The following is a 13,420-nucleotide window of genomic DNA, read 5'->3' on the forward strand; positions in this document are numbered from 1 at the left end:
GCTCAGCGCGTCCGTGCGTCCCTGCGTCCCTGCGTCCCTTGCGTCCCTTGCGTCCCCGCGTCCGTGCGGTCAGTCCCTGAAGCGCTCCCACAGCCGGGGGTACCGCTCCGCCAGCGCCCGCTCGTCCTCGAAGTCGACGGGGGCGCCCGTCGGTTCGAGCGGCGCGGGAGGGATGCCCAGGTCGGGCGCGACGGTGCCGGTGAGCTGCTCGTACGCCTCGTCCGCGGCGTAGCCGAGCTCCTCGCCGTCGCCGTCGACCTCCTCGTCGAAGTCCTCCAGCAGGTCCGCCAGCGCGTCCGGGTCGTGCACCGCGCCCTCGTACACCTCGCGGCCCTGACCGATCAGCCAGCAGCGGAAGAAGTCGAAGGCGTCGTCGCTCGCGCCGTCCAGCAGCACCCAGGCGGCGCCCCACAGGTCCCAGGTGTAGGCGCGGTTGTAGCGGGCCTCGAAGTGACGGGCGAAGTCCAGCACCAGCTCCGGGTCGAGCCCCAGCAGACGCTCCACGAGCAGCTCGGCCTGCTCCTCGGGGTCGCCCTCGGCGGCCTCCCGGGTGGCGTCCACCAGCTCCCAGAACTCCGTCTCGTCCATCACGCGTCCAGCATCGGCCCTGGGCGGGCGGGGCGCACGCGGAGTGCGGCGGACCGCCGCGCCCCGTACAGAAGGGCGAGCCGGGCCGCGTCGTCGGCGAGACGCGCCCGCAGAGCCGCCGGCGCCAGCACCTCCGCCTCCGGCCCCAGCGCCGTGAGCTGGGTGTGGGCGACCTCCTCGGACTCCACCGGCAGGGTCACCGTCACCCAGCCGTCGCCGTCGGGCGCGCCCGCCGCGGCCAGCGCCTCCCGGGCAGCCTGCGGATCGACGGCGTACGGCAGCCTGCGCACCCCCTCGCCGGACAGCCGCACCACCACCTCGGCCCGCAGGATCGACCGGGCGAACTGCTCGGCCCGCTCCTCCCAGAAGGCGGGCAGGTCGAAGCCCTCGTCCCGCTCGAAGCGCTCGCCGTCCGCCTCGACCGCCGTGAACCGGTCGAGGCGGTACACGCGGCAGGAGCCGCCGGCCGCCACCCGCGCGCACAGGTACCAGACCCCCGCCTTCAGCACCAGGCCGTACGGCTCCAGCTCCCGCTCGACCTCCGCCTCCCGGCCGCGGTAGCGCGCGGTGATCCGCCGGTCGTCCCACACCGCCCGCGCCACGGCGGGCAGCAGCTCGGGCGTCGCCGGCTCGGTGAACCAGTTCGGCGCGTCCAGGTGGAACCGCTGGGCTGCCGTCCGCGGCGCGTCCCGCAGGGACGGCCCGAGGGCCGCGGACACCTTCAGCCGGGCCGCCGAGGCCGCGTCCTGGAGCCCCATCTCCCGCAGCGCGCCGGGCACACCGCTCAGGAACAGCGCCTCCGCCTCGTCGCGCGCCAGTCCGGTCAGCCGGGTGCGGTAGCCGCCGATCAGCCGGTAACCGCCGGCCCGCCCCCGGTCCGCGTACACCGGCACGCCCGCCTCCGACAGCGCCTGCGCGTCCCGGGTGACCGTCCGCTCCGACACCTCCAGCTCCCGCGCCAGCTCGGCGGCGGTCATCGAGGGACGGGACTGCAGCAGCAGCACCATTCTGATCAGCCGGGCAGCACGCATACGGTCATCATGCACGCGGCCGGGCCCCCGCCGGGGCGGGGACCCGGCCGCACGGCGGGGGCCACGGACCGCTGGGCGCCGTACCAGCGGGTACTCACAGGCCGTAGGCCGTACTACAGGCCGTACCTCTCGCGCGCTTCCTTCACCGCCGTCGCCTTCACCTCGCCGCGCCGGGCCAGCTGGGCCAGGGCCGCGACGACGACCGACTCGGCGTCCACGCCGAAGTGGCGGCGGGCGGCCTCACGGGTGTCGGAGAGGCCGAAGCCGTCGGCGCCGAGCGAGGACCAGTCCTGCTCGACCCACTGCGCGATCTGGTCCGGTACCTGGCGCATGTAGTCGGAGACCGCGAGCACCGGGCCCTCGGCGCCGTGCAGCGCCCGGCGGACGTACGGCACCCGCTCCTCGCCGCGCAGCAGGGCCGCGTCGGCGTCCAGGGCGTCGCGGCGCAGCTCCGTCCAGGAGGTCGCGGACCACACGTCGGCGGCCACGCCCCACTCCTCGGCGAGCATCCGCTGAGCCCGGACGACCCAGTGGATCGCCGTGCCGGAGCCCAGCAGCTGGATGCGCGGGGCGTCGGCCGCCGGGGCGAACCCGGCCGACTCGGCCGTGCTGAAGCGGTACAGGCCCTTGACGATGCCCTCGTCGACGCCCGGGTCGGACGGCTTCGCCGGCTGCGGCAGCGGCTCGTTGTAGACGGTCAGGTAGTAGAAGACGTTCTGGTCCTCGCCCGGCTTCGCCTCGCCGTACATCCGGCGCAGCCCCTCGCGGACGATCACCGCGATCTCGTAGGCGAACGCCGGGTCGTAGCTGAGCGCGGCCGGGTTCGTGGCCGCGATGACCGGGGAGTGGCCGTCGGCGTGCTGCAGGCCCTCGCCGGTGAGCGTCGTGCGGCCCGCCGTGGCGCCGACCAGGAAGCCGCGGCCGAGCTGGTCGCCGAGCTGCCACATCTGGTCGGCCGTGCGCTGCCAGCCGAACATCGAGTAGAAGATATAGAACGGGATCATCGCCTCGCCGTGCGTCGCGTACGACGTCGAGGCGGCGATGAAGTCGGCCATCGAACCGGCCTCGGTGATCCCCTCGTTGAGGATCTGGCCGTTCTTGGCCTCCTTGTAGTACATCAGCTGGTCGCGGTCGACCGGCTCGTACGTCTGGCCCTTGGGGGAGTAGATCCCCAGGGACGGGAACAGGCTCTCCATGCCGAAGGTGCGGGCCTCGTCGGGGACGATCGGCACCCAGCGCCGGCCGGTCTCCTTGTCGCGGACCAGGTCCTTGATCAGGCGGACGAACGCCATGGTGGTGGCCACGTTCTGGGAGCCGGAGCCCTTGTCGAAGGCGGCGAACGCCTTCTCGGCGGGGGCGGGCAGCGGCGCCACCGGGTGCACCCGGCGGGCCGGGGCCGGGCCGCCGAGGGCCGCGCGGCGCTCCTGGAGGTAGCGCACCTCGGGGGAGTCCGCGCCCGGGTGGCCGTAGGGGACCACGCCGTCGGTGAAGTCGCTGTCCTTGATCGGCAGTTCGAGCAGGTCGCGCATCGCCTTGAACTCGTCCACCGTCAGCTTCTTCATCTGGTGGTTGGCGTTCTTCGACGCGAAGCCCTCGCCGAGGGTGAAGCCCTTGACCGTCTGGGCCAGGATGACCGTCGGGGCGCCCTGGTGCTCGACGGCCGCCTTGTAGGCCGCGTACACCTTGCGGGACTCGTGGCCGCCGCGGGAGAGGTGGAAGCACTCCAGGATCTTGTCGTCGCTCAGCAGCTTCGCCATCTCGGCGAGCGCCGGGTCGGCGCCGAAGAAGTCCTGGCGGATGTAGGCCGCGTCGCGGGTCTGGTACGTCTGCACCTGCGCGTCCGGCACCTCACGCAGCCGCCGGACGAGCGCGCCGGTGGTGTCCAGGGCGAACAGCTCGTCCCAGGCCGAGCCCCACAGCGTCTTGATCACGTTCCAGCCGGCGCCGCGGAACTGGGCCTCCAGCTCCTGCACGATCTTGAAGTTGGCGCGGACCGGGCCGTCGAGGCGCTGCAGGTTGCAGTTGATGACGAAGGTCAGGTTGTCCAGCTGCTCGCGCGCGGCCAGCGCGAGGGCCGCCGTCGACTCGGGCTCGTCCATCTCGCCGTCGCCGAGGAAGGCCCACACGTGGGACGCGGAGACGTCCTTGACGCCGCGGGCGGTGAGGTAGCGGTTGAAGCGGGCCTGGTAGATCGCCGACAGCGGGCCGAGGCCCATCGACACCGTCGGGAACTCCCACAGCCACGGCAGGCGGCGCGGGTGCGGGTAGGACGGCAGGCCGTTGCCCCCGGCCTCCTGGCGGAAGTTGTCCAGGTGCGTCTCGCTCAGGCGGCCGTCGAGGAAGGCGCGGGCGTAGATGCCGGGGGAGGCGTGGCCCTGGATGTAGAGCTGGTCGCCCGAGCCGCCGGTCGCCTTGTCGAGTTTGCCGTGGAAGAAGTGGTTGAAGCCGGTCTCGTACAGCCAGGCCGCGGAGGCGAAGGTGGCGATGTGGCCGCCGACGCCGTGCTTCGCGCCCCGGGTGACCATGGCGGCCGCGTTCCAGCGGTTCCACGCGGTGATCCGGGCCTCCATCGCCTCGTCACCGGGCACGGCGGGCTCGGCGGCGGTGGGGATGGTGTTGACGTAGTCGGTCTCGAGGAGCTTGGGCAGCGCGATGCCGGCGCCTTCCGCGCGCTCCAGCGTGCGGCGCATCAGGTACGCGGCACGGTGCGGGCCGGCCGCCTTGGCGACCGCGTCCAGCGAGGCCTGCCACTCGGCGGTCTCCTCCGGGTCGCGGTCCGGGAGCTGGTCGAGCTCGCTGGGCTGGATGGCGTTGGGGTCGGTCATGTCGCCGCCTTCCTCAGTCGAAGGGGGTTCCCTCATCGGTAAGGGTTTGGGGGTGCCCTTGGTCTTTGGCAGGACAGGGCGGAGGGCTCGGGTTCGAGCCCGTCCGCGACTGTATCTCCCTGATCGATGATCGATCAAAGGGTGACAGGCAAAATCTCTTGATGACGAGAAAGTAGGCACCGGGTGCCGTTCGAACAGGCACCCGGTGCCGCGTTCTGGGGTGGGTCGGCGGGCCGTTTCCGCAGGTGAGCGCGGCGCCGCTCGGCCGAGTCAGGCGCGCGGAGCGCAGCCCAGCACGTGCGCCTTCACCAGCTCGGCGATCCTCGGGTCACGCCGGCGGAACGCCTGCACCAGCTCCTCGTGCTCCTCGGCGTACGACTGCTGCACCGTCCCCAGCCACCGGATCGACAGCGCCGTGAAGACCTCGATGCCCAGGCCCTCCCAGGTGTGCAGCAGCACCGAGTTGCCGGCCGCCCGCACCAGCTCCCGGTGGAAGGCCACCGTGTGCCGCACCTGGGCCGTCCCGTCGGACTTGCGGTCGGCCTCGTACAGCGCGGCGACGTGCGGCTCCAGCGCCGAGCAGTCCTCCGCCAGCCGGTCGGCCGCGAGCTCCGCCGCGATCGCCTCCAGACCGGCCCGCACGGGGTAGCTCTCCTCCAGGTCGGCCGCCGTCAGGCTGCGCACCCGCACGCCCTTGTTGGGCGCCGACTCGATCAGCCGCAGCGACTCCAGCTCCCGCAGCGCCTCCCGCACCGGCGTCTGGCTGACCTCCAGCTCGGTGGCGATACGGCGCTCCACGATCCGCTCGCCCGGCTGCCAGCGCCCGCTGACGATCCCTTCCACGATGTGCTCGCGGATCTGTTCGCGCAGCGAGTGGACGACGGGCGCGGTCATGAGTGCTCCTTAGGAGAGGGCTCCGAATCCGGTGCTGCGGCCCGAGGGCCGGGTGGAGGGACGGCGATCGGGCGGCGGGCGGAACCCCGAGTGCGTTCGACGATTAGACAATAAGGCCGGAAACGGCTTCGGGAGAGGCGCACGGGGGCGCTTTGGCGCAGGTGAGACGAGACTTACACAGCGGTGTCCGCCCGGCCGCCCCCGGGAACGCGCGACGCCCCCGCCCGGAAGGCCCGGACGGGGGCGTCGTACGTACTCCTGGGGTGTCCCGGGGGTCAGAGGCCGAGCTCGACCTCGAACTCGCCGGCCTCCAGGATCGCCTTGACCGCGGTCAGGTAGCGGGCCGCGTCGGCGCCGTCCACCAGCCGGTGGTCGTAGGAGAGGGTCAGGAAGGTCATGTCGCGGACGCCGATGACCGTGCCCTCCTCGGTCTCGATGACGGCCGGACGCTTGACCGTGGCACCGATGCCGAGGATCGCGACCTGGCCCGGCGGCACGATGATCGTGTCGAACAGCGCGCCGCGCGAACCGGTGTTGGAGATGGTGAAGGTCGCGCCGGACAGCTCGTCCGGGGTGATCTTGTTGGCGCGGACCTTGCCCGCCAGCTCCGCCGTGGCCTTGGCGATGCCCGCGATGTTGAGGTCGCCGGCGTGCTTGATGACCGGGGTCATCAGGCCCTTCTCGGAGTCCACCGCGATACCGACGCTCTCGGTGTCGAAGTAGGTGATGGTCCCCTCGGCCTCGTTGATCCGGGCGTTGATGACCGGGTGGGCCTTCAGCGCCTGCGCGGCGGCCTTGACGAAGAACGGCATCGGGGAGAGCTTGACGCCCTCGCGCGCGGCGAAGGAGTCCTTGGCCTGGGCGCGCAGCCGCATCAGGCGCGTGACGTCGACCTCGACGACCGACGACAGCTGCGCCTGCTCGTGCAGGGCCTTGACCATGTTGTCGCCGATGACCTTGCGGATGCGCGGCATCTTGACGGTCTGGCCGCGCAGCGGCGAGGCCTCCAGGGCCGGCGCCTTCCGGGCGGCCGGAGCGGCTGCGGCCGGAGCCGGAGCGGCGGCGGCGGCCTTCGCGGCCTCGGCGGCGGCGATGACGTCCTGCTTGCGGATGCGGCCGCCGACGCCGGTGCCCTTGACGGTGGACAGGTCGACGCCGTTCTCGGCGGCGAGCTTGCGCACCAGCGGGGTGACGTAGGCGCCGTCGTCACCGGCGATCGCGGCCGGGGCCGGGGCGGCCGGGGCGGGCGCGGGCGCCGGAGCGGCCGGGACCGGCTCGGGGGCCGGGGTGGTGACCTGCTGCGGGGCCGGAGCCGTGGGGGCCTGCGGGGCCGGGGCGGCGGGCGCGGGCGCCGGGGCGGCGGGGGCGGCCGGAGCCGGAGCCGGGGCCGCAGGGGCAGCCGGAGCCGCGGGGGCAGCCGGGGCCGCGGGGGCCTCGGTGGCGGGCGCCGGGGCCGGGGCGGCGGGCGCGGGCGCCGGGGCGGCGGGGGCGGCCGGAGCCGGAGCCGGGGCCGCAGGGGCAGCCGGAGCCGGGGCCGCAGGGGCAGCCGGAGCCGCGGGGGCAGCCGGGGCCGCGGGGGCCTCGGCGGCGGGCGCCGGGGCCGGTGCGGCCGGGGCCGGAGCGGCGGCGGGGGCGGCGCCCGGAGCGCCGATGACGGCGAGCTTGGCGCCGACCTCGGCGGTCTCGTCCTCGCCGACGACGATCTCGAGCAGCACGCCGGAGGCGGGCGCCGGGATCTCGGTGTCGACCTTGTCCGTGGAGACCTCGAGCAGCGGCTCGTCGGCCTCGACGGAGTCGCCGACCGACTTCAGCCAGCGGGTGACGGTGCCCTCGGTGACGGACTCGCCGAGCGCGGGCAGGACGACGTCCGTGCCCTCGGCGGTGCCGGCGCCGGCGGCGGCCTCGGCGGTGGGCGCCGGGGCGGGGGCGGCCTGCTCGGTGGACGGCACCGCGGCCTGCGGGGCCGGCTCCGGAGCGGGAGCCGGGGCCGGGGCCTGCTCGGCGGCCGGGGCGGGGGCCGCGGCGGGGGCGCCGGTGCCGTCATCGATGACGGCCAGCTCGGCGCCGACCTCGACGGTCTCGTCCTCGGCGACCTTGATGGAGGCCAGGATGCCGGCGGCGGGCGAGGGGATCTCGGTGTCGACCTTGTCGGTCGAGACCTCGAGCAGCGGCTCGTCGGCCTCGACGTGTTCACCCTCGGCCTTCAGCCAGCGGGTGACGGTGCCCTCGGTGACGCTCTCGCCGAGCGCCGGAAGGGTTACGGAAACCGCCATGGTTTCGGTTGCTCCTAACGAATTGCGGAAGTCTGAGTCGTCGCGTTCGTCGACCGAGGGTCAGTCGTGCGAGTGCAGCGGCTTGCCGGCGAGCGCCAGGTGCGCCTCGCCCATCGCCTCGTTCTGCGTCGGGTGGGCGTGGATGAGCTGGGCCACCTCGGCCGGCAGGGCCTCCCAGTTGTAGATCAGCTGGGCCTCGCCGACCTGCTCGCCCATGCGGTCGCCGACCATGTGGACGCCGACCACGGCACCGTCCTTCACCTGGACGAGCTTGATCTCGCCCGCGGTGTTCAGGATCTTGCTCTTGCCGTTGCCCGCCAGGTTGTACTTGAGCGCGACGACCTTGTCCGCGCCGTAGATCTCCTTGGCCTTGGCCTCGGTGATGCCGACGGAGGCGACCTCCGGGTGGCAGTAGGTCACCCGCGGGACACCGTCGTAGTCGATCGGGACGGTCTTCAGACCGGCCAGGCGCTCCGCCACCAGGATGCCCTCGGCGAAGCCGACGTGCGCCAGCTGGAGCGTCGGGACCAGGTCGCCGACCGCGGAGATGGTCGGTACGTTGGTGCGCATGTACTCGTCGACCAGGACGTAGCCGCGGTCCATGGCGACACCCTGCTCCTCGTAGCCGAGGCCGGCCGAGACCGGGCCGCGGCCGACGGCGACCAGCAGCACCTCGGCCTCGAACTCCTTGCCGTCGGCGAGGGTGACCTTGACACCGTCCTGGGTGTACTCGGCCTTCTGGAAGAAGGTGCCGAGGTTGAACTTGATCCCGCGCTTGCGGAACGCGCGCTCCAGGAGCTTGGAGGAGTTCTCGTCCTCGACCGGGACGAGGTGCTTCAGGCCCTCGATGACCGTGACGTCCGCGCCGAAGGACTTCCACACGGAGGCGAACTCGACGCCGATGACACCGCCGCCCAGGATGATCGCCGACTTCGGCACCCGGTCCAGGACGAGGGCGTGGTCGGAGGAGATGATGCGGTTGCCGTCGATCTCCAGGCCGGGCAGCGACTTCGGCACGGAGCCGGTCGCCAGCAGGACGTGGCGGCCCTGGACGCGCTGACCGTTCACGTCGACGGAGGTGGGGGAGGACAGCCGGCCCTCGCCCTCGATGTACGTCACCTTGCGGGACGCGATCAGACCCTGCAGGCCCTTGTACAGGCCGGCGACGACGCCGTCCTTGTACTTGTGCACGGCCGGGACGTCGATGCCCTCGAAGGTGGCCTTGACGCCGAACTGCTCGCTCTCGCGGGCCTGGTCGGCGATCTCGCCCGCGTGCAGCAGGGCCTTGGTGGGGATGCAGCCCCGGTGCAGGCAGGTGCCGCCGACCTTGTCCTTCTCGATCAGGGCGACGTCCAGGCCCAGCTGCGCCCCGCGCAGGGCCGCGGCGTAACCACCGCTACCACCGCCGAGGATCACTAGGTCGAAAACGGTGCTGGCGTCGTTCGCCACGTCACGTCCTCCATGCATGTGCGCCACGCCGGTCGTCGCTGACCGGTCGGCGGCTGGTGTCCGGCCGCTGTTGCTTCGGCCCTGTGGTTGGGGGCCCTGTCCTGCCGTGCCCCATCTTCGCACTTGTCGGGACCCGACGAGACGCCGGGCCGGGGTGTGAGACGTCCCACGTTCGGCCGAGCGCACGGCGACGGGGCCCCGCCCTACCCGCGTGCGGGGCCCCGTCGCGCACGGCGCTCGTCAGCCGAGGTCGCCGGCCGCCGTCAGCTCGGCCAGCCGCACCAGCGTGCGCACCGCCGTGCCCGTGCCGCCCTTGGGCGTGTAACCGAACGGGCCGCCCTCGTTGAAGGCCGGGCCGGCGATGTCCAGGTGGGCCCAGGTGATGCCCTCGCCCACGAACTCGCGCAGGAACAGGCCCGCGACCAGGCCGCCGCCCATCCGCTCGCCCATGTTCGCGATGTCGGCGGTGGGGGAGTCCATGCCCTTGCGCAGGTGCTCCGGCAGCGGCATCGGCCAGGCCGGCTCGCCGACCTCCTCGGCCGCCTCGTGCAGCGCGGAGCGGAACGCGTCGTCGTTCGCCATGATCCCGAACGTCCGGCTGCCCAGCGCCAGCATCATCGCGCCGGTCAGCGTCGCGACGTCGACGATGGCGTCCGGCTTCTCCTCGGACGCGGCCCACAGCGCGTCCGCGAGCACCAGCCGGCCCTCGGCGTCGGTGTTGAGCACCTCGACCGTCTTGCCGCTGTACATGCGCAGCACGTCACCGGGGCGGGTGGCGGAACCCGACGGCATGTTCTCGGCCAGCGCCAGCCAGCCGGTGACGTTGACCTCCAGGCCGAGCCGCGCGGCGGCGACCACGGCGGCGAAGACCGCCGCCGCACCGCTCATGTCGCACTTCATCGTCTCGTTGTGGCCGGCCGGCTTGAGCGAGATGCCGCCCGAGTCGTAGGTGATGCCCTTGCCGACGAAGGCGAGGTGCTTGGCGGCCTTGGCGGAGGTGTACGACAGCTTCACCAGCCGCGGACCCGCCGCCGAGCCCGCGCCGACGCCGAGGATGCCGCCGTAGCCGCCCTTCTCCAGCGCCTTGACGTCGAGCACCTGCACCTTGATGCCGTGCTCCTTGGCCGCGGCCTGCGCGATCGCGGCGAACGCCTCCGGGTCGAGGTCGTTCGGCGGCATGTTGATCAGGTCGCGGGCGCGGTTGAGCTCCTCGGAGACGGCGGTGGCGCGCACGACGGCCGCCTTGTGCTCCTTGTCGCGGGGCCGGGCGCCGAGCAGCGCGGCCTCGGCGAGCGGCGCCTTGGACTTGCCCTTGCCCTTGGCGTCCTTGCCGTTCTCCTTGTACGTGTCGAAGGAGTACGCGCCGAGCAGCACGCCCTCGCCGATCGCGCCGACGTCGCCGGCGTCGGCGACGGGCAGGGCGAAGGCGGCCTTCCGGGTGCCGGCGAGGGCGCGGGCGGCGACGCCGGCGGCCTTGCGCAGCGCCTCCGCGTCGTAGCCGGCGTCCTTCTCGGGCTCGGTGCCCAGGCCCACCGCCACCACGAGCGGGGCCTTGAAGCCGGACGGCGCCGGCAGCTTCGTCACCTCGCCCTCGGCGCCGGTGGCACCGAGGGTGTCCAGGACGCCGGCGAGTCTGCCGTCGTAGGCCTTGTCCACGGCCTCCGCGCCCGGTGCGACGACCGGGCCTTCGGCGCCCTTGGCGACACCGATCACGATCGCGTCGGCCCGCAGGCCGGGCGCCGCGGCGGTGCTGAGAGTGAGAGCAGTCACGGTGGTGAAATCTCGCTTCCGATGTGAAGTTGCTGGGGTCGAGCGGTGTGGGCCGGCCGGGCCCGGAAGCCGACCCCGGTTCGGCCCGAGGGTGCGGCTTCGGCGGGGTCTTCCCCGGTGCGGCGAACACTCCGGACGAGCCTACGCGCGTGCGCGGGCCCGCTCGTTCCCGCGATTGTTCACCCGGGGGCGGGCTCCTGGACATCCGTCGCGCGACCGGGGCCCGCCCGGGGCGCTCCCGCCTCCGTGGGTACGGGCGGCGCCGGCCCCTCAGGGAGCGGCGGCGAGGGGCGGGGCACCGGCCGCGGCACCGGCCCCGGTGACCGCGGTGCCGGCCATCCGGTCGGCGAGGGAACGGCGGCCCGGGAGGAGGACGGGCAGCGCGTTGAGCAGGAAGACGCCGACGGCCCCCGCCCACACCAGCACCGACAGCACGAACTGCCCCTCGATCAGCAGCACGCAGGCGACGGCGTAGACCGCGACGTCGGCGGCGGTGGTGACGGCGGCGCGCAGCGCGGCGCGGCGGGGCACGCACGGGGTGACCTTCAGGCCGAGCAGGCCCTTGCCGACGGTGCGCCCCGCGAGGGCGAGGCAGCCCCACTGGTAGAGGAACGTGACCAGGACCAGCAGCCCGAAGGCCTCCTCCACGTACAGCACCGCCTTGCCCCACAGCGACAGCCCGAGCGCCTGCGAGGCGCCGATGACGTCCCCGCGCGCGGTCAGCAGGTCGAAGCCGCCGCGGGTGGCGAGGTCCGGCACGTCGGCGACGAGCGCGGAGATCCGGTTGAAGGTGAGCACGGCGAGCCCGGTGGCCGCCGCGATCACCAGCGCGAAGTCGATCAGCCAGGCCATGGCACGACGGAGTTTCGGCACGCTCGTCCCCCGATCACGATCCCGTGTCCGTGTACGGCGGAAGAGATTAGCGCCCCAGGCACAGCACCAGCAGCGAAACCGTCGCGGCCGTCTCGGCGAGCGCCCCGAAGACGTCGCCGGTCACCCCGCCGAAGCGGCGCGTGCAGTGGCGCAGCAGGAGTTCGGCCGCCCCGGCCGCGGCGAGCACCGCGAGGGCCGCGCGGACGGCGTCGTACGCCCCGATCCACGCGCCGGCCGCGGCCGCCGCGCCGGTCACCACGGCCGCGGCGCCCGCCGCGCGGCGCACCGGGACCACGCCCGCGACAGCGGCCCCCAGCCCCTCCGGCCGCGCGGCCGGCACGCCGGTCCGCGCGGCCAGGGTCAGCGCCAGCCGGGCCGCGGCCGCGGAGACGGCGGCGGCGAGCGCGCCCCGGGCCCACGAGCCGCCGTACACCTGGGCCAGCGCCGCCACCTGCGCGAGCAGGACCAGGACCAGCGTGATCACTCCGAACGGACCGATGTCCGACTGCTTCATGATCCGCAGCGCGTCCTCGGCGGGCTTCCCGCTGCCCAGCCCGTCCGCGGTGTCCGCGAGACCGTCCAGGTGCAGGCCGCGGGTGAGGACGGCGGGTACGGCGGCGGAGGCGACGGCGGCGAGCAGCGGGCCGGCGCCCAGCCGCAGCAGCAGCACGCCGGCCGCGGCCGCGGCCGCCCCGACGGCCGCCCCGGCGACCGGGGCGCACAGCATGCCGGCGCGCGCCGCGTCCCGGTCCCAGCGGGTCACCCGGACCGGTAGCGCGGTGAGGGTGCCGAAGGCGAAGCGGAGGCCGTCCGGCCAGGCGGGAGTGGTGGAGGGTGCGGACACCGGCGCAGGTTACCCGGCGGTCGGGAAGGCGGGGGAGACGGCCGTGGATAAAGTTCCCATATGGGACATTGGTGGGAGCGGAACGTCATCGAGCCCGGCAAGCTGCCGCTGCTCCTCGCCCTGACCGCGTTCGTCCTGACGTTCCTGATCACCCGGACGATCACCCGCCTCATCCGGGCGGGCCGGGGGCCCTTCGGCAACGTCAAGGCCGGCGGACTGCACATCCACCACGTCGTCCCCGGCGTCGTCCTCACCGTCGTCGGCGGCTTCGGGGCGGTCACCAGCGGCCGGTACGGCTTCGGGGCGGCCGCCTGCGCGGTCCTGTTCGGCATCGGCGCGGGCCTGGTCCTCGACGAGTTCGCGCTGATCCTGCATCTCCAGGACGTCTACTGGACCGAGGAGGGCCGCCAGAGCGTCGAGGTCGTCGTGCTCACCGCGGCCGTGGTCGGACTGGTGCTGGCGGGCTTCGCGCCGTTCGGCGTCAACGACATGAGCCAGCAGGAGCTGCACAGCCGGGGCAGCGTGATCGCGACCGTCGTGGTCGACTTCCTGTTCTCGCTGGCCGTCCTGGCCAAGGGCAAGGTCCGGATGGCGGTCTTCAGCGTGATCGTGCCCTTCGTCGGCGTGATCGGCTTCGTCCGGCTGGCCCGCCCCGGCTCCCCGTGGGCCCGCCGCTTCTACCGCAACCGTCCCCGCGCCCGTGCCCGCGCCCTCCTGCGCGCCTACCACCACGACCGCCGCTGGTCGGGCCCGAGCCGGGCGTTCCAGGACTGGCTGGGCGGCAAACCCGGCGCCGAGCCGACCCGGGCCCTGGAGCGCCGGTGACCACAGCACACCGCGCGGCTGGGGCTGGGGCTGGGGCTGAGGCCGAGG

Annotated in this window: 10 protein-coding genes; 1 reads left to right on the plus strand and 9 read right to left on the minus strand. The window is 73.8% G+C overall.

Annotated features, from left to right (window positions below; translation table 11 throughout):
- Window positions 1–69 precede the first annotated feature (69 nt).
- From ACH4ZX_RS09660 to ACH4ZX_RS09700, 9 genes are all read right to left on the minus strand, one after another.
- Window positions 70–588 carry a DUF4240 domain-containing protein gene (locus ACH4ZX_RS09660; RefSeq protein WP_398270208.1) on the minus strand — a complete coding sequence of 173 codons (519 nt, stop codon included), beginning with the start codon at window positions 586–588 and terminating at the stop codon, window positions 70–72.
- Window positions 588–1,619: a helix-turn-helix transcriptional regulator gene (locus tag ACH4ZX_RS09665; RefSeq protein ID WP_398270120.1), complete on the minus strand. Its 1,032-nt coding sequence runs from the start codon at window positions 1,617–1,619 to the stop codon at window positions 588–590. The genes ACH4ZX_RS09660 and ACH4ZX_RS09665 overlap by 1 nt, the downstream gene beginning before the upstream one ends.
- Window positions 1,620–1,732: 113 nt before the next feature.
- Complete coding sequence (aceE, locus tag ACH4ZX_RS09670) at window positions 1,733–4,444, minus strand: pyruvate dehydrogenase (acetyl-transferring), homodimeric type (protein ID WP_398270123.1); 2,712 nt, start codon at window positions 4,442–4,444, stop codon at window positions 1,733–1,735.
- Window positions 4,445–4,714: 270 nt separating this feature from the next.
- A complete protein-coding gene (locus ACH4ZX_RS09675; protein WP_398270126.1) occupies window positions 4,715–5,338 on the minus strand; it encodes a GntR family transcriptional regulator in 624 nt (207 codons plus the stop codon).
- A 275-nt stretch (window positions 5,339–5,613) separates the two neighbouring features.
- Window positions 5,614–7,611 (minus strand): 2-oxoglutarate dehydrogenase, E2 component, dihydrolipoamide succinyltransferase, encoded by a 1,998-nt coding sequence (gene sucB / locus ACH4ZX_RS09680; protein WP_398270128.1) that lies wholly within the window; start codon window positions 7,609–7,611, stop codon window positions 5,614–5,616.
- 60 nt (window positions 7,612–7,671) lie between these two features.
- Window positions 7,672–9,060 (minus strand): dihydrolipoyl dehydrogenase, encoded by a 1,389-nt coding sequence (gene lpdA, locus ACH4ZX_RS09685; RefSeq protein WP_398270131.1) that lies wholly within the window; start codon window positions 9,058–9,060, stop codon window positions 7,672–7,674.
- Window positions 9,061–9,300: 240 nt separating this feature from the next.
- Window positions 9,301–10,830: a leucyl aminopeptidase gene (locus ACH4ZX_RS09690; protein WP_398270134.1), complete on the minus strand. Its 1,530-nt coding sequence runs from the start codon at window positions 10,828–10,830 to the stop codon at window positions 9,301–9,303.
- 270 nt (window positions 10,831–11,100) lie between these two features.
- Entirely contained in the window at window positions 11,101–11,682 is a 582-nt protein-coding gene (locus ACH4ZX_RS09695) for a hypothetical protein (protein ID WP_398270137.1), read from the minus strand.
- Window positions 11,683–11,749: 67 nt separating this feature from the next.
- Window positions 11,750–12,547 carry an adenosylcobinamide-GDP ribazoletransferase gene (locus ACH4ZX_RS09700; RefSeq protein ID WP_398270140.1) on the minus strand — a complete coding sequence of 266 codons (798 nt, stop codon included), beginning with the start codon at window positions 12,545–12,547 and terminating at the stop codon, window positions 11,750–11,752.
- A 60-nt stretch (window positions 12,548–12,607) separates the two neighbouring features.
- On the opposite strand from ACH4ZX_RS09700, the gene ACH4ZX_RS09705 reads away from it, so the two are divergent.
- Window positions 12,608–13,372, plus strand: coding sequence for a hypothetical protein (locus tag ACH4ZX_RS09705; protein ID WP_398270143.1), 765 nt, complete (start codon window positions 12,608–12,610; stop codon window positions 13,370–13,372).
- Window positions 13,373–13,420: the final 48 nt, after the last annotated feature.

It is taken from the genome of Streptomyces sp. NPDC020490 (assembly GCF_044335305.1).
Taxonomy (GTDB): domain Bacteria; phylum Actinomycetota; class Actinomycetes; order Streptomycetales; family Streptomycetaceae; genus Streptomyces.